Source organism: Rubrivivax albus (assembly GCF_004016515.1).
In the GTDB taxonomy this organism is placed as follows: domain Bacteria; phylum Pseudomonadota; class Gammaproteobacteria; order Burkholderiales; family Burkholderiaceae_C; genus Rubrivivax; species Rubrivivax albus.
In genome coordinates, this window is the sequence record NZ_SACT01000004.1 from 118666 (window position 1) to 140622 (window position 21957).

The window sequence follows — 21957 nt, forward strand, 5'->3', positions numbered from 1 at the left end:
GGGGGTTGGACAGTGTGCAGGCTCAGGCTTTCATCACGCTTGGGGCACGATGACCTTCAGGCCCTTGAAATAGTCGCGGTAGAAGCCGGCGTCGCGCGTGATCAGCGCGTGGCATTGCATCATGGCGTGGGCGCCGATCAGGAAGTCGGCCACGGTGCGGCTGCGGTTGCCACCGCGCTGCCGGTAGCGGCGCTGCATCTCGCCGGCCCGCAGCGCCGCCTTGGGTTCCATGGCGCTGTAGACGATGCCCACGTCCTCCAAGTGTTCGAGCACCTGGGAGCCGCCCTGCAGCGACGTGCAGAGCTCGGCCAATGCCACCTCGCACAGCACCACCGGCCCGGCGCGCAGCGCAGCCCGGATCGCGTCGGTGGCGGCGTCGCTGTGCGGGCCGCCGGCGATCAGGTCGACCAGCACGGAGGAGTCGGTGGCGATCATTCCTCGGGCGGCAGGTAGGGGTCGCCCGGCGCATGGCCACGGATCTCGCGCATCAACTCGTCGGTGCTGCTGAAGCCTTCGGCCAGCTTGAAGCGGCCGCGCAGCCGCGACAGCGCATCGTCCACGTCCTTGCGCAGCACGATGCGCCCGCCTTCGAGCTCGACCTTGAGCTTGGTGCCCTTGGTGAGGCCCAGGGCGTCCCGCACGGCCTTGGGCAGCGTGATCTGCCCACGTTCGGCGACAGTGGCTTCCATCGGCGGCTCCTGTGGCGACAGCCGTCCGGCAGGGTGTCGGTACGGCTTGGTATGCATGAATTCTACATACCGAAGTCGTCTGATTCAAGGGTTGACCCTAGGGTTGGGTCGGTCAGCGGGTGCGACGGACGGCAGCGATGCCGCGAAAGTCACGCTACCGTCGCGGCTGTGACGACACCCGCAGACACCCCCTCCGCCCTGCAGGACTGGGCCCATTGGCTGGGCCGCCGCGAGACCCGGCACGACACGGTCACCGCCGCGCCGCTGGCCGGCCTGGCCGCGACGCTGGACCGCGACGACCCGCCGCCCGGCCCGGGCACCGAGGTGCCGCCGCTGGGCCACTGGCTGTACACGCTGCCGGTGGCGCCTCAGCACGACCTCGGCGACGACGGCCACCCGCGCCGCGGTGGCTTCCTGCCGCCGGTGCCGTTGCCGCGCCGCATGTGGGCCGGCGGGCGGCTGCGCCTCGAGCGGCCGCTGCGCGTGGGCGATGCGATCACACGGCACTCGTGCATCACGCGGGTGGACGCCAAGACCGGCCGCAGCGGCCCGCTGGTGTTCGTGACCGTGCGCCACGAGTTCAGCACCGCCGCCGGGCTGGCACTGACCGAGGAGCACGACATCGTCTACCGCGAGGCGCCGCGCGCCGACGCGCCCGCGCCGGCGCCGCAGCCGGCGCCGGCCGGCGCCGGCTTCTCGCGCCGCATCGTGCCCGACCCGGTGCTGCTGTTCCGCTACAGCGCGCTCACCTTCAACGGTCACCGCATCCACTACGACCGCCCCTACTGCCAGCAGCAGGAGGGCTACCCGGGGCTGGTGGTCCACGGCCCGCTGATCGCCACGCTGCTGGTGGACCTGCTGCGGCGCGAACGGCCGGGCCTGCAGCTGCGGCGATTCGACTTCACCGCCGTGCGCCCCACCTTCGACATCCACCCGTTCTCCGTCCACGGCCGTGACGACGGCGACGGGCGTTTCGAGCTCTGGGCGCAGGACCACGAGGGCTGGCTGACGATGCGCGCCGAGGCGGAGACGGCATGAACATCCCGCGCGCCGGTGACGAACGCCACCCCGAGATCCGCGAGGCGGTGCGTGCGTTGTGCGCCCGCTTCCCGCCCGACTACCACCGTGACGTGGACGCCCGGCGCGTCTATCCCGAGGCCTTCGTCGACGCGCTCACGCGTGCCGGCTGGCTGGCGGCGCTGATCCCGCAAGAGTACGGCGGCAGCGGCCTGGGCCTGGGCGAGGCCAGCGTGATCCTGGAGGAGATCAACCGCAGCGGCGGCAATGCCGGTGCCTGCCACGGCCAGATGTACAACATGGGCACGCTGCTGCGCCATGGCAGCGCCGCACAGAAACAGCGCTGGCTGCCGGCCATCGCACGCGGCGAGTTACGCCTGCAGAGCATGGCGGTGACCGAGCCGACGACCGGCACCGACACCACGAAGATCCGGACCACCGCCGTCCGGCAGGGCGACCGCTGGATGGTCAACGGGCAGAAGGTCTGGACCAGCCGCGTGCAGCACTCCGACCTGATGATCCTGCTGGCGCGCACCACGCCGCTGGCCGAGGTGAAGCGCAAGAGCGAAGGCCTGTCGATCTTCGTCGTCGACCTGCGCGAGGCCATCGGGCGCGGGCTGACGGTGCGGCCGATCCCGAACATGGTCAACCACGAGACGAACGAGCTGTTCTTCGAGGATCTGGAGATCCCGCACGAGCACCTGATCGGCGAGGAGGGGCAGGGCTTCCGCTACATCCTCGATGGCCTGAACGCCGAGCGCACGCTGATCGCGGCCGAGTGCATCGGCGACGGCTTCTGGTTCGTCGACAAGGTCACCGCGTATGCGAAGGAGCGCGTGGTCTTCGGCCGCCCCATCGGCCAGAACCAGGGCGTGCAGTTCCCGATCGCCGAGGCGCACATCGAGCTCGAGGCGGCCAACGGGATGCGCTGGGAAGCCTGCCGCCTGTTCGACGCCCACGCCCCCTGCGGCGCGCAGGCCAACATGGCCAAGTACCTGGCGGCCAAGGCCAGCTGGGAGGCGGCCAATGCCGCGATCCAGTTCCACGGCGGCTTCGGCTTCGCCAGCGAATACGACGTGGAGCGCAAGTTCCGCGAGACGCGGCTCTACCAGGTGGCGCCGATCTCCACCAACCTGATCCTCAGCCACGTGGCCGAGCACCTGCTGGGCCTGCCGCGCAGCTTCTGACGGCGCGGCGCGGCCGGCGGGTGAGTGCAGGCTACGGCAGCGGGCCCACGGTTTTGTCCAGGAACATCACCAGCGCGGCCAGCGCGTAGTCGGCGTTGGCGCGTTTGGTGAAGCCGTGCCCTTCGTCGTCGGCCAGCAGGTACCACACCGGCGCGCCTCGGGCCTGCAGGCGGCGCACCACCTGCTCGCTCTCGGTCCAGGGCACGCGCGGGTCGTTGCGGCCCTGGGCCACGAGCAGCGGTTTCTTCACCGCGTCGGTGTGGCTCAGCGGCGAGATGTCGATCAGGAACTGCCGCATCGCCGGGTCGCGCTCGTCGCCGTATTCGCTGCGCCGCAGGTCGCGCCGGTAGCTCTCGGTGTTCTCCAGGAAGGTCACGAAGTTGCTGATGCCCACCATCGAGTACGCACCGGCGATGCGGTCGGCCAACCGCGTGGCCGCGGCCAGGGCCATGTAGCCGCCGTAGCTGCCGCCCATCACCACCACCTTGGCCGGGTCCAGCCGCGGGTGCGTGGCCGTCCAGTCGATGGCGCTGGCCATGTCCTTGACCGAATCCTCGCGCAGGCGGCCGTTGTCCAGGTCCAGGAAGGTCTTGCCGTAGCCGCTGGAGCCGCGCACGTTGGGCTCGAGGATGGCGACGCCGCGTTCGAGCAGGAAGTAGTTCAGCCGCCCGTTCCAGCCCTGCTTGCTCTGCGCGGCCGGGCCGCCGTGCATGACCATCAGCACCGGCCGGCGGCCCGTGAAGCGCGACGGTGGCAGGCTGAGCACGCCGCTGATCGTGCGGCCGTCGAAACCGGTCCAGCGCACGATCTGCTGGTCGGGCACCTGGGCCAGGTCCAGGCCGGCGGGCACGGCCGGGGTCGTCCACGGCACGTGACGGCCGCTGGTCGGGTCGAGCACGTGCACCTGGCCCGGCCCCTGCGGGCTGTTGACCACGACGGCCAGCTGCCCGGTGCCGCGGTGGAAGCGCAGCGCCGTCACGCTGCCCCCGGGTACGGCCGGCTGCGGCCGTTCGGCCCCGGTGGTGCGGTCGAACAGGCGCAGCTCCTGGCGGCCGTCCACGTTCATCGCCAGGGCGATCGGCGAGCCGGCGGCATCGGTGTCGCTGGCCGCCACGTCCCAGGGGATGTGGCCGGTCAGCCGCGACAGGCGACCACTGGCGAGGTCGAAGGCCATCAGCTCGCGGAACTCGCTGGCGCGGTCGCTGACGAGGTAGAGGCTGCGGCCATCGGGGGCCCACGCGTTGACGAAGTGCGCGGCCCGTGTCGTGTCGCTGTCGGCCGGCAGCAGGCGCCGGCGTTCACCCGCCCGGGGCCCGGCCAGGTCGATCAGCCAGACCTCGCTGTCCGTGGGCGAGCGGTAGCGCGTGACGGCCGCCTGGGTCTCGTCGGGCGACGGTGTGAAGCCGAACCAGCCCGGCCCCGGCAGTTCGGCCAGCACGCGCTGGGCGTCGGCGTGGCCGGCCGGTGCCAGCGGGTCGATGGCGGTGAAGCGTGTGCTCACCGTGTCGCGGCGCCCCGATGCCGCCGTGCGGTCCAGGGGCACGGACGACACGATCAGCCGCCCGCTGCGCTCGAGCCAGCCGGCGATGGCATGGCGTTCGCCGGGCGCGGTGAGCCGGGTTTCGGCCAGGGTGTCGGGGTCCAGGCGGTAGACCTGTGCCGCCTCGTCGCCGCCGGTGTCGCGCTCGAACACGATGTAGCGGCCGTGCACCGGTTCCCAGGCGGCGTCGACCACCCGCTCGCGGCTTCGGGTCAGCGGCTCCAGCGGCGCGCCAGGGCCGCGCAGGCGGAAGATCTGCGTCGTGCTGGCACCCGGCGGCCGGTGGCTGACGATCATCTCCGGCCGCACCGGGTGCCAGGCCACGAAGGCGTGGCCGGCGACGTCGGCATAACGCTGGAACGACGCCACGATGCGGGCCGGCACCGGCGGCACGCCTTCGACCCGAAGCGCTGCCGGTGGCTGCAGGATCTCGGCGGGCGGCGGTGGCGACTGGCAGGCGGCCAGCAGGGCCAGCCCCGTCATGGCCAGGGTGGCGCGCATCGCGCGGGTCACGTCATGTGCGTTCATGCCGGCATGCTACGGGCGACACATCGCCGTCCCGAGGCGCCGGGCCTTTCGGTCGCTCAGGGTGCCAGCTGCCGCCAGGCGAGCTCCTTCATGATCTCGGTGGCCCCGCCGCCGATCTGCATCACCTTGACCTCGCGGTAGATGCGTTCGCTCTTCGCGCCCCGCATGTAGCCCATGCCGCCGAGCACGTGCACCGCGTGGTCGGCGCAGGCCTGCATCGTGGCCGTGGCGTGGTTCTTCAGCAGGCACAGGTCGGCGATCACGGCCGGGTCCGTGGGCGCGGCCTCGAAGCGCGCCGTCACGTCGTGCAGCAGCGCGCGCGACGCGATGAGCTGCGTGCGCATGTCCATCAGACGGTGGCGGATGGCCTGGTGGGCCGCCAGCGGCTGGCCGAAGGTCTGCCGCTGCAGGGCCCAGTCGGTGGCCTCGTCCAGGCAGACCTGCGCAAAGGCCACCGCACCGGCGGCCAGCAGCAGGCGCTCGCCGTTGAAGTTGGCCATGATCATGCGAAAGCCCGCGTTCTCGTCGCCCACCAGGTGGTCTGCCGGCACGCGCACACCCTGGAAGTGCAGCGTGGCCGTGTCGCTGCACCACCAGCCCATCTTGGCCAGTGGCGCGCGCGTGAGGCCGGGCGCATCACCCGGCACCACGATCAGCGAGATCCCGGCGGCCCCGGGCCCGCCGGTGCGCACGGCGGTGGTGATCCAGTCGGCGCGCAGGCCGCTGGTGATGAAGGTCTTTTCGCCGTCGATCACCCAGTGCGCACCGTCGCGCCGGGCCGTGGTGCGCAGCCGCGCCACGTCGCTGCCGCCGCCGGGTTCGGTGATGGCCAGCGCGGCGATGGCCTCGCCGGCCAGCACCGGCGGCACCACGCGCTGCTGCAACGCCGGGTGGCCGTGCGCCACCACCGGCGGCAGGCCGATGTTGTGCGAGAACAGGCTGGCCAGCAGGCCGCCGGCGCCGCTGCGCGCCAGTTCCTCGGCCGCGATCAGCCGCCACGACAGTGCACAGGGCGTGCCGCCCAGGGGCTCGGGGTAGCCCAGCTGCAGCAGGCCGAGTTCGGCCGCGCGCCGGTACAGCGCGCGGGGGAAGGTGCCGGCCTCGTCCCAGGCGGCCACGTTGGGCGCAATCTCGGTGTCGACCCAGCGGCGGACGCTGGTGCGGAAGTCGGCCTGGTCAGGGGTGTCCATGGCGCGAGCGTAGGCGGGCCGCTCAGCGACTCGGATCGGTAGTGTCCCGGTGCCCTCGGGTCAGGGCGTGGGCCAGCCCGGCCCCTGGGTGCCGTCGGCACGTGCCGACAGGTAGGCGTACAGGTCCAGGATGTGCGCTTCCACGCGCGGTTCGCCCTGCCACGCCGGCATCTCCACCGCGCCAGCACGGCGCTGCACGATGTCGTCGACCAGGGCCTCGAACGCGGCCTCGTCGCGCACCCCCGCGGTGCCGGGCAACACCCAGTCGTAGCGCCGCAGCACGAGGTTGACGAAGCGGCGCTGGCCAACCTCCCCGACGCGCAGCACCAGGTCCGGCCCCTCGCCGCCGGTGGCGTCGCGGCCGTGGCAGCCGGCGCACTTCTCCTGTAACACCCGCCAGCCGGTGTACACCGAGCCCGGGGGCTGCAGGCTGGCCTCGTAGGCCCGGCGCGGCTGCGGATTCTGCAGTTCGACAGCGCAGCCCGCCAGTGTCAGCACCAGCAGGACGAGCGGCAAGGCGCCGAGGCGCCGTGGGCGGATCTGCATGTGGGTCTCCGTGGTCGTCATGGCTTCAGTCTGACGCCGACGCGCGCAGGACGCCCTGCGCAGGCGCAAGGTCGGCTCACACGCCCAGCGACAGCACCAGTTCCCGCACCCCGTCCCAGACGATCTGCACGCCCAGGCACAGCAGGATGAAGGCGCTCAGGCGCAGGAAGACCAGGGTGCCGGTCTCGCCCAGCGGGCGCAGCAGCAGCGTGGCGTAGCGGAACACCAGGGCCATGATCACGCCCACGGCGGCCAGCCCCAGCCAGCCGCCGCCGAAACGCGCCAGCGCGACGGCCGGCGACGGGTCCACCAGCGTCACGCCCAGCGTGATGGCCGCGGCGATCGAGCCCGGGCCGCAGCTGATCGGGAAGGTCAGCGGGTAGAAGGCCTGGCGCCGTGCGTGCTCGGGCGTGAAGCCTTCGGCCAGGGCCTGTCGGCTGTCGCTGGTGGCGTGCTCGGCGTTGAGCAGCCGCCAGGCGTTGGCCGCCACGATCAGCCCGCCACCCACGCGCACGATGGGCAGCGAGATGCCGAACACGTCCAGCACGTACGACCCCACGAGCATGGCGCCCGTCATCAGGAGCACCATGTTGCGCGCGATGCGCAGTGCCAGCGTCGCGCGGGTCTGCGCGCTGGCGCCTTCGGTCAGACCCAGGAAGATGGGCGCCGTGGCGGCCGGGTTCAGGATCGGCAGCAGCACAGCGAAGACGACGCCGAAGCTCTTGCCGAAGGCCAGCGCCAGTGCGCTGGCCGCTGGGAGGTCCAGAGGCATCAGGACACGCAGCGCCTGGTCACTCAGAGCAACGGCCGCAGCGCACGCAGCCAGTCGAGCACGCGCGCCTGCTGCGCCGGGCCCAGGCGCAGCAGCAGGCGCTGGCCCGCGGAGAGCTGCTGCAGCGCCGGGTCCACGTATTCGTAGCGCACCCAGGGGCGCTGCGACGGCACGTCGCCCTTGACCTCCACCAGCTGCACCTGCGGCGGCCGCGACACCGCGGGCGTTTCGAGCAGGTGGTCGATCACCGCGCGCAGCCGGTCGTGGAACGACTGGCCCGGGTAGCCCAGCGCGCCGTAGGCCGCCTGCAGCTGCGGGTAGAGCCGGCGATAGAACGCAGCCGCCTCGGCCGGCGGCAGGGCGTCGAGCAGGCGCAGCGCCGCGGCGTAGCGCTGGCCATTGGCCGCGGCGATGCGGCCATCGTCGTCGACGCTGAAGCGGCCGGCCGTGGGATTGATCGGCCACAGCCGCGGTGCCACGTGGCCCCGCGGCAGGTTGTCCACCGTGGCGACCACACGGGCGGCGAAGCCGTCGGTCTGCATCAGCTGCAGCACCACGGCACGGCCGAACTGTGCGATCAGCGCTGCGGTGACGGCCTCGTCACCGTCGGCGATGGGTGCTGCGTCGGCGGCGGGTGCCGACGGCGCGGCGTCGGCCACCGGCGCGCTGGCCGGCGGTTCGGGCACGGCCACCGGCACCGGGGCCGGCGCGATGGCCGGCAGCGGGGCGGGAGACTCGGGTTGCGACCACCACCAGACGGCGGCGGCCAGCAGCGCCAGGACGGCGACAGCGGCCCACAGGGCAAGGGTTCGGCGTGACATCGACAAAGCGCAGGCCCAGGTGGGCATGCATTTGTACAAAGACTCAGTTTAGCCCGCGCCGTTGGTTGCCGGACCGGGCGACCGGCCGGGGCTTGCGCTGGACCGCCACGGGCCGCGCCGGTCCTGGCGGGCGATCAGTGCCCGTGCGCGTCGTGCGTCAGGTCCTTCTTCGTGAAGAGGTAGTCCTTCAGTTCCTTGGAGAAGCGCTTGTCCTTGCGCCGGATCCATTCCAGCACCATCGCGGCGTGTTCCTTCTCCTCGTCGCGGTTGTGCTCGAGGATCTTCTTGAGCACCGGGTCCTTGCAGGCGGCGGCGCGCTGGTTGTACCAGTCCACCGCCTCCAGTTCCTCCATCAGCGACACGATGGCGCGGTGCATGTCGCGCACCTCGTCGTTCAGTTCCTCGATCGGCTCGTGGTAACCCTCGTTGGACATCGGTTCTCCTTGGCGTGGGGTTGAAAAGGTCAGCGCCCGCTGAAGCGCGGCGCCCGGCGTTCGGCAAAGGCACGCAGGCCCTCGCGCAGGTCGTCGCTGGCGGCGCATTGCGCCTCGCGTGCGCGCAGCGTGGCCAGGTCGTCGCGGCTGCCGGCGATCTCGTCCAATGATGCCTTCATGCCACGCACCGCCAGCGGCGCGCCGGCCGCCAGCGCGTCGGCCACGTGGCGCACGGCGTCGTCCAGCGTGGCGGCGTCGACGCAACGGTCCAGGTAGCCGATGGCCAGCAGGTCTTCGGCCGGCACCGTCTCGGCCAGCAGGAACAGCCGCTTGGCCGCGCCCAGGCCCAGGCGCGTGACATAGCGGCGCAGGCCGCTGGGGTAGTAGTGCAGGCCCAGGTGGGCGGCGGGCATGCGCAGTTCCATGCCGTCGATGCCGATGCGGAAGTCGCAGGCCAGCGCCAGGTCGGTGGCGCCGCCGTAGACGCTGCCGTTCAGCCGCGCCACGGTGGGCAGGGGCAGGGCCTCGAGTGCGTCCACCGTGCGTTCGAACAGCTGCGGGTCGCTGCCGGCGGCGTCACCCGGTTCACCGAGCTGGCCCAGATGGAAGCCGGCGCAGAACACGCGCCCTTCGCCGGTGAGCACCAGCACGCGGGCGTTGACGTCGGCATGCAGGCGGGCGAAGTGGTCCTGCAGCGTCAGCAGGTCCTCGCGGTGCAGCCGGTTCAGGTGCGCCGGGCGGGCGAGCGTGATCGTCGCCACGCCGTCGGCGTCGATCGCCAGGCGCGGCAGCGCACCGCTCATCGGTGTTCCCGCTCGAACGCCTGCATCCAGTCCACCAGCGCGTGCACGCCTTCGATGGGCATGGCGTTGTAGATCGACGCGCGCATGCCGCCAACGACGCGGTGGCCCTTCAACTGCACCAGGCCTCGGGCCTCGGCGCCCTTCAGGAAGGCGGCGTCGAGCGCCTTGTCCTTCAGGTGGAAGGGCACGTTCATCAGCGAGCGGCAGTCGCGCTGCACCGGGCTGCGGTAAAAGTCGGTGGCGTCCAGGTAGTCGTACAGCACCGCCGCCTTGGCGCGGTTGTGCGCCTCCATGGCCTGCAGGCCGCCGCGGTCCTTGATCCAGCGGAACACCAGCCCGGCCACGTAGATGGCCCAGGTGGGCGGCGTGTTGTACATGCTCTCGGCGTCGGCCACGGTCTTGTAGTCGAAGGCCGACGGCGTGCACGGCAGGGCCTGGCCGATGAGGTCGTCGCGCACGATCACGATGGTCAGGCCCGACGGGCCGATGTTCTTCTGCGCACCGCCGTAGATCAGGCCGTACTTCGACACGTCCACCGGCCGCGACAGCAGGTTGCTGGACATGTCGGCCACCAGCGGCACGGCGCCGACGTCGGGGTCGAAGAAGTACTCCACGCCGCCAATGGTCTCGTTGGCGCAGATGTGCACGTAGGCGGCGTCGGGGTCGAGCTGCCAGTCGGCGCGCGGCGGCACGCGGTCGTACCCGGTGGCGGCGCTGCTGGCCGCCACGTGCGCCTCGCCGTACTTGCCGGCTTCCTGGAGGCTCTTCTGCGACCAGGCCCCGGTGTCGACGAAGTCGATGCGCGTCTTCCCGCGCAGCAGGTTCATCGGCACGATGGCGTTCTCGCCGATCGCGCCGCCCTGCATGAACAGCACCTTGTAGTTCGCCGGCACCGCCAGCAGTTCGCGCAGCAGCGCCTCGGCCTCCTGCGCGATGGCGATGAACTGCGGCCCGCGGTGGCTCATCTCCATCACCGACATGCCGCTGCCGTGCCAGTCCAGCATCTCGGCGGCGCACTGGCGCAGCACCGGTTCGGGCAAGGCGGCGGGGCCGGCGCTGAAATTGAAGACGCGGGACATCGACAGGGCTCCGTAAGTACTGCGCGGGATTATGCGGGGGCACGTCCCAGCACCTTCCAGCCCGTTCAGGCTTGGTCGGCTGGATTTCCGGCGCCGACCCTCCTAGCATCGGCGCGACCCTTCCACCGGAGCCCCGCCATGGCCACCAAGCCCGCCTTCGACGCCGACGCCCTGATCACCCAGTTCGAGACCGCTTCGGCCGCCGGCAGCGCCAAGCTGCGCCAGGCCGTCACCGACGCCACCTTGCAGGCGCTGCAGGGCCGCGAACTGAGCCTGAAGAACATCCGCGCCGTGCTCGGCACCGTCACCCAGGCGGCCAACACCGGGTTGGCGAAGAACCCGGCGATGTCCGAGGCGATGATCGACCAGGCCGTCGCCGGCATGGACGAGGCCTTGCTGAAGGCCGTGGACGCGCACCGCGTGGCGCTCGAGAAGCTGGCCGCGCAAGGCGCGGACCTGCGCGAGAAGCACCTGAAGAAGGCGCTTTCCGACCTCGAGAAGATGGAGGACACGCTGCTCGAGACGGTCAAGAAGGGGGCCAGCGGCGCCATGGCCGCGGGCAACCCGATGGCCGACGCCTGGAACCAGGTGCTGGAGAAGATGAACGCCGGCGGCACCCTGTCGGGCGCCAAGGCGGCCAGCACCGTGGAGGACATGATGGCGCAGATGCAGACCGCGATGCGCGACAGCCGCGCTGCCAGCCTGCGGGCCGCCACCGCGCTGGCCGAGAGCTACACGGCCATGGTCAGCGGCGTGCTGATCGGCATGGCTGATGCCATGCGCGCGCCGGCGGCGAAGAAGGCGGCGAAGAAGTAGGGTCCGGCGCCTGGCGCGGCTGTCCTGCGCATGCGCGTCTTCGTCTCGTATCAGCGCCGCGATGCCCTGTGGCCGGCGCACCTGCTGGGCTACGCGCTGCGCGCCGCCGGCCACGAGGCCTTCGTGGACACCGGCGACATCGACGGTGGCGCGCCGTTCCGCGAGGTGATCGCGCAGTCCATCGCGCAGGCCAATGTCGTCGTGGCGCTGGTGGGCGAGGGCTTTGACGCGGCGCGCTTGCATGAACCGGCCAACGTCATCGCCTTCGAGTGGCTGCGCGCGCGATTCCACGGGCTGCCGGTGGTGCCGGCGCTGGTGGACCGGCCGGGCATGCCCGCCGATGCCGATCTCCCGGCGCCGCTGCGCTGGTTCACGCGCGCCAATGCCTGGCCGCTGCGCAGCGCCACGTTGGGGCCGGACGTGGATGCATTGGTGGCCGGCCTGCCGCGGCTGGCCGTGTCGCCGCGGCAGGCGGCACGCGTGCTGTGGGTGGACGACAAGCCGGCCAACAACGAGCACGAGCGCGCCGCACTGCGGCCGCACGGCCTGGTGTTCGACAACGTCGTCTCGACCCAGGAGGCGCTGGCGCAGATGGCCTTTGCCCCGTACGACCTGGTGATCACCGACCTCGGGCGCAGCGGCTCGTCGGACCGGTCGTCGCAGGCCGGCCATCACTTCCTGGCGCATCCGGCGCTGCGCGACGGCGGGCCGCCGGTGGTCGTCTACGGCAACCTGGCCGCGCGCATCCGCGCCAGGGCGCTGCGCGAGCAAGGCGCTGCCGCCGTGTGCACCACGCCCGACGAACTGATCCGTGAGGTGCTGGCGTTGCTGGGGCGTGACGCCGACGACGGTGAGACGACGCTCAGGGCACCACCGGCGTCGCCGCCGGCAGCGCCAGCCCGCGCCCCGCCATCTCGGCGCGCACGAGGTCCGGCCGGTCGCTGATGATCCCGTCCACGCCCAGGTCCATGATGCGCGCGATGTCGGCCGGAGCGTTGACCGTCCAGGCCAGCACGGTCAGGCCCAGGGCCTTGGCCGCCTGCACCTGGGCCGCGTCCAGGTCGCCGAAGTAGCTGCTCCAGATGCGCCCGCCGGCCGCGTGCACCATCTTCGGCACGCTGCCATGCTCGGCCAGCCGAAAGCCCGCTGTCCACGGCGACGGGTCGCCGGCCACGTTGTCCAGCCAGCGCTGACGGGCCGTGAGGTAGACGGTGCCGATCTCCGGCGCCTCGCGCTGCACCACCTGCAGCGTGCGCCAGTCGAAGCTCTGGATGGTGCTGCGGCCGGCCATGCCGGCGGCACGGATCTCGGCGATCAAGCGCCGCGCGAAATCCTCGGGCGGCAGCGTGCGCTCCGGGTCGCGCGGGTCGACCTTGGTCTCGATGGACAGGCGTACCGTGGTGTTGCCGGACTTTCTCACCAGGGCAAACACGTCGGCCAGCCTGGGGATGCGGGCGCCGTCCATGGCCTGCTGGTCGGGGTAGGTGTTGGCGTAGCGTGTGTCGGGCTGCAGGCGGCCGACGTCGTAGCGCTGCAGTTCGTCGAAGCTCAGGTCACGCAGGCGGGGGCCGCGCTCGCGCAGGAACTGGCCGTCCGGGCCGCGCGTGATCATCGGGTTGAGCGCCGGGTCGTGCGACACCACCACGACGCCGTCGCGGGTGATGCCGGTGTCCAGTTCCAGCGTCGTCACGCCGAGGCCCAGCGTGGTGGCGAAGCCGACCAGGGTGTTCTCCGGTGCCAGGCCGCGCGCGCCGCGGTGGCCTTGCAGGTCGAAGGCCATCCCGGGCAGCGTCAGCAGGCCCAGGACGACGAACCACGCTGGAACCGTGTGCAGTCTCATGGTGGCGATTGTGGCGCTGGCAAGGCACGCGCTCACATTGCCGGCCCTTCGCGCCTCGGCGGGCAGCAGTGGAAGATGCGCCGCGTGCAGCCGGCGCAGATGGTTGGGTCCAGCCGCGGCACGATGGCGCCGAGCGGGTCGCTGCCCATCGGGAAGAAGTGGTCGACGCCCAGTTCCGCCTCCACGCCCGACTGTCGCAATTCCTCGCGCCCCTGGGCCTTGAGGTTGAAGACGTACAGGTCGCCGTCCATCGTGCGCCGTCGTCGGGCTTCCTGCGCCAGCATGCGGCCGCCGCTGAGGTCCACGAAGTTGACGCCGGGGCACACCAGCAGCAGGTGCTTCTGCAGCGGTTCGCGCTCGTCCACCTCGTGCAGCGTCTGCTGCACGTGGTCCACCGCGCCGAAGAACAGCGAGCCGTTGACGCGCAGGATCTTGAGCTGCGGGCAGTCCGGCAGATCGGTGTCGTTGGTGAAGTGGTAGTGCCCCGGTTCCGTCGACCGCTTGACGTCCTCGATCTGCGGCCGCGAGGTGCGGTTCAGGTACAGCAGCAGCGACAGCAGCACACCGACGTAGATCGCGAATTCCAGCGGCATCAGCAGCGTGGCGGCGAAGGTCGTCACCAGCACCGTGGCCTCGGCACGCTGGCTGCGCAGGATCTCGCGGATCTCGTGCACGTCGATCAGGCCCCAGGCCACCAGGAACAGCACGCCGGCCATCGCCGGCAGCGGCAGGAAGGCCACCAGTGGCGCTACGAACTGCAGGATCAGCAGCAGGCCGATGGCCGAGAACACCGCCGCCATCGGCGTGCGCCCACCCGAGGCCAGGTTCAGCCCGCTGCGGTTGAACGAGCCGCTGGACGGGTAGCCGCTGAAGAAGGCGCCGGCGATGTTGGACAGGCCCTGGCCGATGAATTCCTGGTTGGCGTCCAGCCGCTGTTCGGTACGCGCGGCCAGCGCGCGGGCGATCGACATCGCCTCGGTCAGCGACAGCACGGCCACCGCGATCGCGATCGGCAGCACCTCGCGCACAGTCTGGATCGACAGGTCGGGCGCCGACAGCGGCGGCAGCCCGCGGGGCAGCGCGCCGATGCTGTCGATGCCGGTGCGCTCGACGCCGAAGATCCAGTTCAGCAGCGCCGCCAGCAGGCTGCCGGCCACCATCGCCGTGATCATGTGCGGCACCCGCGGCAGGCGTTTGCGGGCGACGACGCTGATGACCAGCGTGAACACCGCCACCGCCGTCACCCACGGGTTGATCGACGCGGCCTGCGCGACCAGGATCTCCAGCGCCTCGAAGAGATTGGCGCCGCGCGGGATCGGCAGGCCGAAGAAGTTTTTCAACTGACTGGCGGCGATCAGCACCGCCGCCCCGGTGGTGAAGCCGACGATCACCGTGTGCGAGACGAAGTTCATCAGCGCGCCCAGCCGCATCAGGCCGAGCGCGAGGTTGATCAGCCCCATCAGGAAGGCCAGCGTCAGTGCCAGTTGCACGAAGCGTTCGCTGCCGGGCTCGGCCAGCGGGCTCAGCGTGGCAAAGACGACGATGGAGATGGCCGTGGTCGGCCCCGAGACCAGGTGCCAGGAAGACCCCCACAGCGCGGCGATGATCACCGGCACCATCGCCGCGTACATGCCGTACTGCGGCGGCATCCCGGCAATGGTGGCGAAGGCCACGCCCTGCGGCACCAGGATCAGCGCGCCGGTCAGGCCGGCGCCGAGGTCGGCCTTCAGGTTCTCGCGCGTGAGCCTCTGGCGCCAGGCCAGGAAGGGCAGCAACCGGCGCGCCAACGGGTGATTCAACGGCTGGAACAAGGGGCGCATTGTGGCACCCGCGTGGCTGGGCTCAGCGCTGCGGCATGTCCTTCGGGCCGTAGCCAAGGCTGACGCTGGCGTCGTCCGGGATCGTCGGCATGGTCTCATCCCAGGCCAGCCAGGCCTCGCGCATCACGGCCAGCCGATCGGGGTCGCGCGGCGCCAGGTTGGCGCGCTCGCGCGCATCGCTGCGGATGTCGAACAGGTACTCGTGGTCGTCGACCTTCAGGTACTTCCAGTCACCGTCACGGTAGGCCCGCTGCTGGCGGTGGTTCATGCGCCAGTGCATCGGCCGTGCGAAGGTGTCGGCCGGGTCGGCCAGCACGCGCGCGAGCGACACGCCGTCCAGCGGGTAGTCCGGGTGCGGTGAGCCGCCGCCGAGTTCGAGCATGGTGGCCGACCAGTCCATGGTCAGGCAGTGCTGCGCGGTCACGCCGCCGGCCGGGATGCCCTTGGGCCAATGCGCGATCCACGGCACGCGGATGCCGCCTTCGGTGAGGTCCATCTTGCCGCCCACCAGCGGCCAGTTGTCGCTGAAGCGCTCGCCGCCGTTGTCGCTGGTGAAGACGATGAGGGTGTTCTCCAGCTGGCCGGTCTGGCGCAGCGCGTCCACCAGCCAGCCGATGCCCTCGTCCATGTGGTGGATCATGCGGCGGTAGCTGTGCACGTTGCCACCGTGCAGGTGGAACAGGTTGGCCGCCACCTCCGGCGCGACATGCGCGTCGTCGCGCGTCTCCCAGGGCCAGTGTGGCGCGGTGTAGTGCAGGCTCAGGAAGAAGGGCGTGCCGGCCCTGGCCCTTTCGGCATGCCGTTGCACGAAGTCCACTGCGCGGCGGCTGAACACGTCGGTCAGGTAGCCGACCTCGCGGTGTTCCTGCTCGCCGATGAACAGGTCGTGGTCGCCCTTGCTGGAGCAGTGGGTGAAGTAGTCGACGCCACCGGCCATGATGCCGAAGAACTCGTCGTAGCCCGAGCGCAGCGGGCCGAAGTGCGGCGGGTAGCCCAGGTGCCACTTGCCGACCAGGCCGGTGGCGTAGCCGGCCTCGCGCAGGCGCGATGGCAGGGTGGGGATCTCCGGCGGTAGGCCCAGCCGCGGGTCGCCCTTGCTTCGGCTGTTGATCGGCTCCTCCAGCGCGCCGCGCAGGCGGTACTGGTAGCGCATCGTGATCATCGCGAAGCGCGTGGGCGAGCACACCGGGGAGTTGGCGTAGCCCTCCTCGAAGCGCAGCCCGCCGGCGGCCAGTGCGTCGATGTGCGGCGAGACGGCGCCGAAGGGCGCCTGCCGGCCGCCGTAGCAGCCCAGGTCGGCATAACCGAGGTCGTCGGAGACGATGAAGATGATGTTGGGCTTCATGAGGCGCGCTCGGAGTCTCGGTGGCTTCAGTGATCCCGGGCAGGCGTGGCCGCCGACACGGATTGCCCGGCACCCCGACCGAGGTGGTGCGTACCCAGCAGCAGCGCGGCCAGCACGCCACCGGCCAGGTCGGAGTAGTGGCCGGGCGCGAACAGCAGCACCGCGGCCGCTGTTCGCCCCAGCGTCGCCGGCCAGCCCAGCGCTCGCCGGTCGAAGCGCACCAGCGCGCTGCCCAGCAGGGTGATGCCCAGCAGCAGCTTGGCCACCAGCCACAGGTAAGGCCCCCACGCGAAGACGGCGCCGGCGGCCGGCACGGTCAGGATCAGCGGGTTGTAGGCGAAGGCGAACGGGATCACGAAGATCATGATGCCGATGCGCGATGCCTCTACCGCGGTGCCGATCGGCCGGCCGCCCGAGATGGCCGCGGCCGCATAGGCGGCAATGGCCACCGGCGGTGTGATGGCCGAGGCCACGGCGATGAAGAACACGAACATGTGGGCCGTCAGCGGCTCCAGCCCGAAGGCCTTCATCGACGGCAGCGCGATGGCCGCCACCGTCACGTAGGCCGGCAGCGTGGGCATGCCCATGCCCAGCACGATGCAGCCGCCGGCCACCACCAGCAGTGCGATGAGCATCGAGTGGTCCAGCGCCTGGCTCAGCAGCACGCCGAACTTCACCGGCACGCCGGTGGCGGCCAGCGTCGAGATCACGATGCCCACCGCGGCAATGGCCATCAGCAGCCCGGCAAAGGTGGCACCGCCGTTGGCCAGGCTCTTGACCAGCAGCAGCGGGCGGCGCCGCACCGTCGGGTTGATGAAGCTCAGCGGCAGCAGCAGGCCGATGGCCGCCATCGACGCGCCCGCGGCCGACAGGCCGATGACCAGCAGCACCACGATGAGCGCCAGCGGGCCGAAGACGAGCAGCAGGTTCAGGTAGTCCTGCGGGGTCGGCGGCGGCACGGTCGCGGTGGAGGCGTCGGGCCGGATGCCGAGCCGGCGCGATTCGAACACGATCACCGCGAACAGGCTGACGTAGTAGGCCAGCACCGGCAGCAGCACCGCGACGACGACGGTGAGGTAGCTCACACCCACGTAGTCGGCCATCACCAGGGCCGCGGCGCCCATGATGGGCGGCATGATCTGCCCGCCGGACGAGGCCGCGGCCTCCACGCCACCGGCGAAGTTGGCCGAGAAGCCGCGCTTGCGGATCATCGGGATCGTGACCACCCCCGTGCCGACCACGTTGGCCACCGCGCTGCCCGAGACCGAGCCGAACAGCGCCGACGACAGCACTGCGGCGTGCGCCGGGCCGCCGGCGGTGCGGCGCATCATCGAGAACGCGATGCGGATCATCGACTCGCCCGCCCCCGCGCCTTCGAGCAGGGCGCCCAGGATGATGAACGGGAACACCGTGGTGATGACGATGGCGAAGGTGCCGCCCAGGATGCCGGTGTCCAGGCTGAACCACAGGTTCTGCGCCAGCAGTTCGTTCAGGTCGCCACCGGCGGTCTGCAGGAAGCCGGGCCACCACGGGCCGGTGACCAGGTAGCCGATGCCCAGCGCACCCAGCAGCGCCACCGGCGCGCCCCAGATGCGCCAGCAGAAGAAAAGGGAGGCCGCGGCCGCGGCCACCGCGATGGCGGCTTCCCTGGGGCCGAACAGGATCATCGCGTCGTCCATCGCGATGGCCACGCCGTAGTACGACCAGGCCGCCGCGCTGAGCACGGCGGCGCCGACGAGGCCGGCGACCCACAGCCATCCGCGTGCCGGCCGCTGCGCAGGGTCCTTGAGCGAGATCGCCACCACCCACGCGCACAGCGTGATGAAGCTGGCTCGGAACATCTCCATCGGGAACGGCCCGAGACGGAAGCTGCCGATGGCCGGCATCACGTTGGCCATGCCGTAGACGGTGACGGCCAGCGCCAGCGCGGTCGACAGGCGGTCACGCCACGAGGCGGGCGTCGCGGGGGCACTCATCCATTGGTCTCCTCAAGGGGCCAGGACGCAGGACGCGCCCGGCTGCACGCGCAGCCCGGCGCATGGCCGCCAGGGGTGCGGTGTGGCCTAGCGGGCGACCAGAGCGGCGGGCACCGCGCGGCCCACCTCCTGGTAGTACTTCAGTGCGCCCGGGTGCAACGGCGCCACCAGGCCGCTGAGCGCGTCGTCGGCGCTCAGCACCGCCAGCGACGCGTTGCCGGCCTTGAGTGCGGTCAGGCTCTCGAAGTAGGTCTTGGTCAGCTTGTACGCCAGGTCGTCCGACAGGTCCTTGCGCACCGCCATCATCATCAGCGTCTGCCAGGTGGTGACGGGCTCGGTGTTGACCATGCCGGGGTAGGTGCCGGGCGGAATGGTGTTGACCTGCATGCCCAGCGCCGCCGGCGGCGCCTCCTTGTTCGCCAGGCCCAGCAGGCGGATCTTGCGCGACAGCGACAGTTCCACCAGCGCCTGCGAACCGAGCGAGAACGCGCCCACGTAGACGTCGTACTGGCCGTCCTGGAAGCCGGCCGTGGCCACGCCCCAGGGCGCCTTGATGCCCTCGTAGTCCTTGCCTTCCTCGAGGCCCGACGCGGCCTTGATCAGGCCGCGGATCTGCGCGTTGGCCGCCCCCGCCGGCGGGCCGATGTAGACGCGCTTGCCCTTCAGGTCCGACCAGTTCTGCACCTTGCCGTCGGCCCAGGTGATGACGTGCCAGGTGCTGGCCGAGAAGGCCCACAGCGAACGCACGTTGTCGGCCAGCGCCTTGGCCTTGTCACCCATCTGCGCGTACGGGCCGGTGCCGGCCACAAGGCTGACGTAGGCCGGCAGCGGGATCACCGACGCGTCGAGCGTGCCCTGGCCGATCTTGAGCTGCGACTTGGTCAGCGTCTGCCCCATGGCGAGTTCGACGTCGACGCCGGCCTTGGCCCACAGCGGGGCCATGCTCTGCGGCATCAGGCCGACGACGCTGTTGGCCGCGGTGGTCTCCATCGACACCTTCTGCGCCTGCGCGCCCAGGGCGCTGCAGGCCACGAGCGCCAGTGCCAGGTGGCGCCATGCGCGGCGCGGTGAACGGGGGGAATCGGTCATCGGTTGTCTCCTGTCGGTGGGCAGTCCGCCGGATCGAGCCGACGGTGACCCGAGCGTAGGGCCCCGAGTGCCATCCGTAAAATTGATTCGATCGGTCGACGACAAAGGTTTTTCGATGGATCCTCGCCACCTGGTGCAGCTCGCCACCATCCTCGAGCGGGGCTCGATCACGCGCGCCAGCCAGGTGCTGCACCTGACGCAGCCCACGCTCACGCACAACATGCGCACGCTGGAGATGCAGGCCGGCGGCCGCCTGTTCGAGCGCAGCCGGCTCGGGGTGCGCAGCACGCCGCTAGGTGAACTGCTGGCGCGCGAGGGTCGCGACATCCAGCGCCGCATCGCCGACGCGCGTGCCGCCAGCGCGCGACACCGGCTGGGCATGCGCAACCACGTTCGCATCGGCTCGGGGCCGATCATCGGCGCGGCGCTGCTGGACGGCCTGGCCGAACGCCTGCTGCAGCAGCAGCCGGACCTGGGGCTGACCCTGCAGTGTGACCGGACACACCTGCTGGTGGAACAGCTGGTGGACGGCCTGCACGACCTGGCGATCGCCCCGACCTGGCTGGACCGTCCACCGCAGGGCATCGCGCGCGAACGGCTGGTCGCCGACCGCCTGGGGGTCTTCTGCGGGCCAGGTCATCCGCTGGCCCAGCGAGGCCGGCTCACGGCAGCGGACGACGATGGGCTGCGCTGGCTGACCCTGGGCGAGGCTTCGCCTTTCGACAAGGGCGTGTTCTCCATGTTGAACGAGGTCGGCCTGAGCGCGGCCCGTGCCGAGATCAGCGCGCGGGGCGATGCGATGGTGCTGTTGCGGCTGCTGATGCAGGGCCGCCACCTGGCGGTGCTGCCACGCGCCCCGGTGCTGCTGATGCGCGGCTTCTTCCCCGTGGTCGAACTGCAGACCGATGCCGCACCGCGCTCACGCGACATCTACCTCTGGACACGCGAGGCGCAGCACGACGACCCGGTGCTCGCCGCCGTGCGCCGCACCGTGCTGGACCTTGCGGCCGAACGCGTCGCCGAGTTGCAGGGCATCGGCTATCGTGGCGAGGATGAGCGCTGACTTCAGCTTCTACTGGCACGACTACGAGACCTTCGGCCGCGACCCGCGGCGCGACCGGCCGGCGCAGTTCGCCGGCGTGCGTACCGACGCCGACCTGAACGAGGTCGGCGAGCCGCTGCTGCAGTACTGCGCCCCGGCCCCGGACTTCCTGCCCGACCCGGAGGCCTGCCTGCTCACCGGCATCACGCCGCAGACCTGCCTGGAGCGTGGCGTGCCGGAACAGGCCTTCGCCGCCGCCATAGAGGCCGAACTGGCCCGCCCTGGCACCTGCGGCGTGGGCTACAACAGCATCCGCTTCGACGACGAGGTCACGCGCTTCATGCTGTGGCGCAACCTGGCCGACCCGTATGCACGCGAGTGGCAGAACGGCTGCAGCCGCTGGGATCTGCTGGACGTGGTGCGCGCGGCCTGGTCGCTGCGGCCCGACGGCCTGCGGTGGCCGACCCACGACGACGGCCGGGCGTCCTTCAAGCTGGAGCACCTGACCGCCGCCAACGGCCTGGCGCACGAGGCGGCGCACGATGCGTTGTCCGACGTGCGCGCCACCATCGCCGTGGCACGCGCCGTCAAGACCGCGCAGCCGCGGCTGTGGGACTTCTGCCTGAAGCTGCGCGACAAGCACGCCGTGTGGGCCGAGATCGGCCAGGCGCGGCCCTTCGTGCACCTGTCGGGCATGTACCCGGTGGAGCGCGGCTGCCTGGCCGTGGTGTGGCCGTTGGCCCCGCACCCGACGAACAAGAACGAGCTCATCGTGTGGGACCTGGCCGAGGACCCGCAGGCCCTGGCGTCGCTGACGCTGGAGGAAGCGCGACTGCGGATGTTCACGCGCAGCGCTGACCTGCCCGAGGGTGTGACGCGGCTGTCCATCAAAACCATCCACGTCAACAAGAGCCCGGTTGTCTTCGGCAACCTGAAGGCATTGGGCACGGCGGTGCAGCGCTGGCAGATCGACGTCGACCAGGCGCTGCGCCACGCCGAGCGTGCCGCCGCGCTGGGCGGCCTGATGGACGGCATGTGGGCCGAACTGTTCCAGCGGCCCGACGACGGGGCCGTGCGCGACGTCGACGAGGACCTCTACGGCGGCTTCGTCGGCAACGCCGACCGCGCGCTGCTGCAGCGCCTGCGTCGGCTGTCGCCCCGCGAACTGGCCGAACGCCAGCCGGCCTTCGACGACCCGCGGCTGGACGAGTTGTTCTTCCGCTATCGCGCACGCAACTTCCCCGACACGCTGGGCGACGCGGGCCGTGAACGCTGGGCGGCCCACTGCGCTGACCGCTTCGGCGAGGTGATCGGCCCCTGGCAGGAGAAGCTCGATACCCTGGCCGAGACGGCCGACGACGACGGCCAGGCGCTGCTGGGCGAACTGATGGACTACGCGGAGTCGATCGCGCCCTGATCGGCC

General features: G+C 71.2%; 21 protein-coding genes. 6 read left to right on the top strand and 15 right to left on the bottom strand.

Going from position 1 to position 21957, the window contains the following annotated elements; all coding sequences use genetic code 11:
* Positions 1-33 precede the first annotated feature (33 nt).
* Together ENE75_RS13635 and ENE75_RS13640 are read right to left on the bottom strand one after the other, a co-directional pair.
* Positions 34-435, bottom strand: coding sequence for a type II toxin-antitoxin system VapC family toxin (locus ENE75_RS13635; RefSeq protein WP_128198875.1), 402 nt, complete (start codon positions 433-435; stop codon positions 34-36).
* Entirely contained in the window at positions 432-689 is a 258-nt protein-coding gene (locus ENE75_RS13640; RefSeq protein ID WP_128198876.1) for an AbrB/MazE/SpoVT family DNA-binding domain-containing protein, read from the bottom strand. The genes ENE75_RS13635 and ENE75_RS13640 overlap by 4 nt, the downstream gene beginning before the upstream one ends.
* A 168-nt stretch (positions 690-857) precedes the next feature.
* Between ENE75_RS13640 and ENE75_RS13645 the strand changes: the two genes are divergently transcribed.
* The gene (locus tag ENE75_RS13645; protein ID WP_233259075.1) at positions 858-1727 is read left to right on the top strand and encodes an HTD2 family dehydratase; all 870 of its coding nucleotides are present in this window, start codon (positions 858-860) and stop codon (positions 1725-1727) included.
* The gene (locus tag ENE75_RS13650; RefSeq protein WP_199232298.1) at positions 1724-2893 is read left to right on the top strand and encodes an acyl-CoA dehydrogenase family protein; all 1170 of its coding nucleotides are present in this window, start codon (positions 1724-1726) and stop codon (positions 2891-2893) included. Before ENE75_RS13645 ends, ENE75_RS13650 begins: the two co-directional genes overlap by 4 nt.
* 31 nt (positions 2894-2924) lie before the next feature.
* On the opposite strand, the gene ENE75_RS13655 is transcribed toward ENE75_RS13650, so the two are convergent.
* From ENE75_RS13655 to serC, 8 genes are all read right to left on the bottom strand, one after another.
* Positions 2925-4961: an alpha/beta fold hydrolase gene (locus ENE75_RS13655; RefSeq protein ID WP_233259076.1), complete on the bottom strand. Its 2037-nt coding sequence runs from the start codon at positions 4959-4961 to the stop codon at positions 2925-2927.
* 56 nt (positions 4962-5017) lie between these two features.
* On the bottom strand, positions 5018-6151 hold the full coding sequence (locus tag ENE75_RS13660) for an acyl-CoA dehydrogenase family protein (protein ID WP_128198878.1): 1134 nt from the start codon (positions 6149-6151) through the stop codon (positions 5018-5020).
* Positions 6152-6211: 60 nt separating this feature from the next.
* On the bottom strand, positions 6212-6697 hold the full coding sequence (locus ENE75_RS13665) for a c-type cytochrome (RefSeq protein WP_158288944.1): 486 nt from the start codon (positions 6695-6697) through the stop codon (positions 6212-6214).
* A gap of 76 nt (positions 6698-6773) precedes the next feature.
* On the bottom strand, positions 6774-7469 hold the full coding sequence (locus ENE75_RS13670) for a MarC family protein (RefSeq protein ID WP_128198880.1): 696 nt from the start codon (positions 7467-7469) through the stop codon (positions 6774-6776).
* 23 nt (positions 7470-7492) lie between these two features.
* Positions 7493-8290 (bottom strand): DUF3014 domain-containing protein, encoded by a 798-nt coding sequence (locus ENE75_RS13675; protein ID WP_128198881.1) that lies wholly within the window; start codon positions 8288-8290, stop codon positions 7493-7495.
* Positions 8291-8424: 134 nt separating this feature from the next.
* A complete protein-coding gene (locus ENE75_RS13680) occupies positions 8425-8724 on the bottom strand; it encodes an encapsulin-associated ferritin-like protein (protein ID WP_128198882.1) in 300 nt (99 codons plus the stop codon).
* A gap of 29 nt (positions 8725-8753) precedes the next feature.
* Positions 8754-9527, bottom strand: coding sequence for an enoyl-CoA hydratase/isomerase family protein (locus ENE75_RS13685; protein WP_128198883.1), 774 nt, complete (start codon positions 9525-9527; stop codon positions 8754-8756).
* A complete protein-coding gene (gene serC / locus ENE75_RS13690; protein ID WP_128198884.1) occupies positions 9524-10606 on the bottom strand; it encodes a 3-phosphoserine/phosphohydroxythreonine transaminase in 1083 nt (360 codons plus the stop codon). The genes ENE75_RS13685 and serC overlap by 4 nt, the downstream gene beginning before the upstream one ends.
* Positions 10607-10744: 138 nt before the next feature.
* On the opposite strand from serC, the gene ENE75_RS13695 reads away from it, so the two are divergent.
* Positions 10745-11422, top strand: a complete 678-nt coding sequence (locus ENE75_RS13695) for a DUF6781 family protein (protein ID WP_128198885.1) — start codon at positions 10745-10747, stop codon at positions 11420-11422.
* Positions 11423-11452: 30 nt separating this feature from the next.
* Positions 11453-12367 (top strand): TIR domain-containing protein, encoded by a 915-nt coding sequence (locus ENE75_RS13700; RefSeq protein WP_128198886.1) that lies wholly within the window; start codon positions 11453-11455, stop codon positions 12365-12367.
* On the opposite strand, the gene ENE75_RS13705 is transcribed toward ENE75_RS13700, so the two are convergent.
* The 5 genes from ENE75_RS13705 to ENE75_RS13730 form a co-directional block, all read right to left on the bottom strand.
* Positions 12285-13262, bottom strand: coding sequence for a glycerophosphodiester phosphodiesterase (locus tag ENE75_RS13705; protein WP_233259077.1), 978 nt, complete (start codon positions 13260-13262; stop codon positions 12285-12287). The genes ENE75_RS13700 and ENE75_RS13705 overlap by 83 nt on opposite strands.
* A 32-nt stretch (positions 13263-13294) precedes the next feature.
* Positions 13295-15073: a SulP family inorganic anion transporter gene (locus tag ENE75_RS13710; RefSeq protein ID WP_233259078.1), complete on the bottom strand. Its 1779-nt coding sequence runs from the start codon at positions 15071-15073 to the stop codon at positions 13295-13297.
* A gap of 31 nt (positions 15074-15104) precedes the next feature.
* The gene (locus ENE75_RS13715; RefSeq protein ID WP_128198888.1) at positions 15105-16427 is read right to left on the bottom strand and encodes a sulfatase family protein; all 1323 of its coding nucleotides are present in this window, start codon (positions 16425-16427) and stop codon (positions 15105-15107) included.
* 26 nt (positions 16428-16453) lie between these two features.
* Positions 16454-18403, bottom strand: coding sequence for a TRAP transporter permease (locus tag ENE75_RS13720; RefSeq protein ID WP_128198889.1), 1950 nt, complete (start codon positions 18401-18403; stop codon positions 16454-16456).
* Between the two features lie 87 nt (positions 18404-18490).
* A complete protein-coding gene (locus ENE75_RS13730) occupies positions 18491-19492 on the bottom strand; it encodes a TAXI family TRAP transporter solute-binding subunit (RefSeq protein WP_199232299.1) in 1002 nt (333 codons plus the stop codon).
* 115 nt (positions 19493-19607) lie between these two features.
* Between ENE75_RS13730 and ENE75_RS13735 the strand changes: the two genes are divergently transcribed.
* Positions 19608-20555 (top strand): LysR family transcriptional regulator, encoded by a 948-nt coding sequence (locus tag ENE75_RS13735; RefSeq protein ID WP_158288945.1) that lies wholly within the window; start codon positions 19608-19610, stop codon positions 20553-20555.
* On the top strand, positions 20545-21951 hold the full coding sequence (sbcB, locus tag ENE75_RS13740; RefSeq protein ID WP_128198892.1) for an exodeoxyribonuclease I: 1407 nt from the start codon (positions 20545-20547) through the stop codon (positions 21949-21951). Before ENE75_RS13735 ends, sbcB begins: the two co-directional genes overlap by 11 nt.
* Positions 21952-21957: the final 6 nt, after the last annotated feature.

What these genes read in the sequence shown, in the direction of transcription:
- ENE75_RS13660 (WP_128198878.1), bottom strand. Translation starts at nt 6,151, where the DNA reads ATGGACACCCCTGACCAGGCCGACTTCCGCACCAGCGTCCGCCGCTGG.
- ENE75_RS13720 (WP_128198889.1), bottom strand. Translation starts at nt 18,403, where the DNA reads ATGAGTGCCCCCGCGACGCCCGCCTCGTGGCGTGACCGCCTGTCGACC.
- ENE75_RS13735 (WP_158288945.1), top strand. Translation starts at nt 19,608, where the DNA reads ATGGATCCTCGCCACCTGGTGCAGCTCGCCACCATCCTCGAGCGGGGC.
- ENE75_RS13700 (WP_128198886.1), top strand. Translation starts at nt 11,453, where the DNA reads ATGCGCGTCTTCGTCTCGTATCAGCGCCGCGATGCCCTGTGGCCGGCG.
- ENE75_RS13695 (WP_128198885.1), top strand. Translation starts at nt 10,745, where the DNA reads ATGGCCACCAAGCCCGCCTTCGACGCCGACGCCCTGATCACCCAGTTC.
- ENE75_RS13650 (WP_199232298.1), top strand. Translation starts at nt 1,724, where the DNA reads ATGAACATCCCGCGCGCCGGTGACGAACGCCACCCCGAGATCCGCGAG.
- ENE75_RS13685 (WP_128198883.1), bottom strand. Translation starts at nt 9,527, where the DNA reads ATGAGCGGTGCGCTGCCGCGCCTGGCGATCGACGCCGACGGCGTGGCG.
- sbcB (WP_128198892.1), top strand. Translation starts at nt 20,545, where the DNA reads ATGAGCGCTGACTTCAGCTTCTACTGGCACGACTACGAGACCTTCGGC.
- ENE75_RS13680 (WP_128198882.1), bottom strand. Translation starts at nt 8,724, where the DNA reads ATGTCCAACGAGGGTTACCACGAGCCGATCGAGGAACTGAACGACGAG.
- ENE75_RS13670 (WP_128198880.1), bottom strand. Translation starts at nt 7,469, where the DNA reads ATGCCTCTGGACCTCCCAGCGGCCAGCGCACTGGCGCTGGCCTTCGGC.
- ENE75_RS13635 (WP_128198875.1), bottom strand. Translation starts at nt 435, where the DNA reads ATGATCGCCACCGACTCCTCCGTGCTGGTCGACCTGATCGCCGGCGGC.
- ENE75_RS13640 (WP_128198876.1), bottom strand. Translation starts at nt 689, where the DNA reads ATGGAAGCCACTGTCGCCGAACGTGGGCAGATCACGCTGCCCAAGGCC.
- ENE75_RS13675 (WP_128198881.1), bottom strand. Translation starts at nt 8,290, where the DNA reads ATGTCACGCCGAACCCTTGCCCTGTGGGCCGCTGTCGCCGTCCTGGCG.
- ENE75_RS13655 (WP_233259076.1), bottom strand. Translation starts at nt 4,961, where the DNA reads ATGAACGCACATGACGTGACCCGCGCGATGCGCGCCACCCTGGCCATG.
- serC (WP_128198884.1), bottom strand. Translation starts at nt 10,606, where the DNA reads ATGTCCCGCGTCTTCAATTTCAGCGCCGGCCCCGCCGCCTTGCCCGAA.
- ENE75_RS13715 (WP_128198888.1), bottom strand. Translation starts at nt 16,427, where the DNA reads ATGAAGCCCAACATCATCTTCATCGTCTCCGACGACCTCGGTTATGCC.
- ENE75_RS13665 (WP_158288944.1), bottom strand. Translation starts at nt 6,697, where the DNA reads ATGCAGATCCGCCCACGGCGCCTCGGCGCCTTGCCGCTCGTCCTGCTG.
- ENE75_RS13730 (WP_199232299.1), bottom strand. Translation starts at nt 19,492, where the DNA reads ATGACCGATTCCCCCCGTTCACCGCGCCGCGCATGGCGCCACCTGGCA.
- ENE75_RS13705 (WP_233259077.1), bottom strand. Translation starts at nt 13,262, where the DNA reads ATGAGACTGCACACGGTTCCAGCGTGGTTCGTCGTCCTGGGCCTGCTG.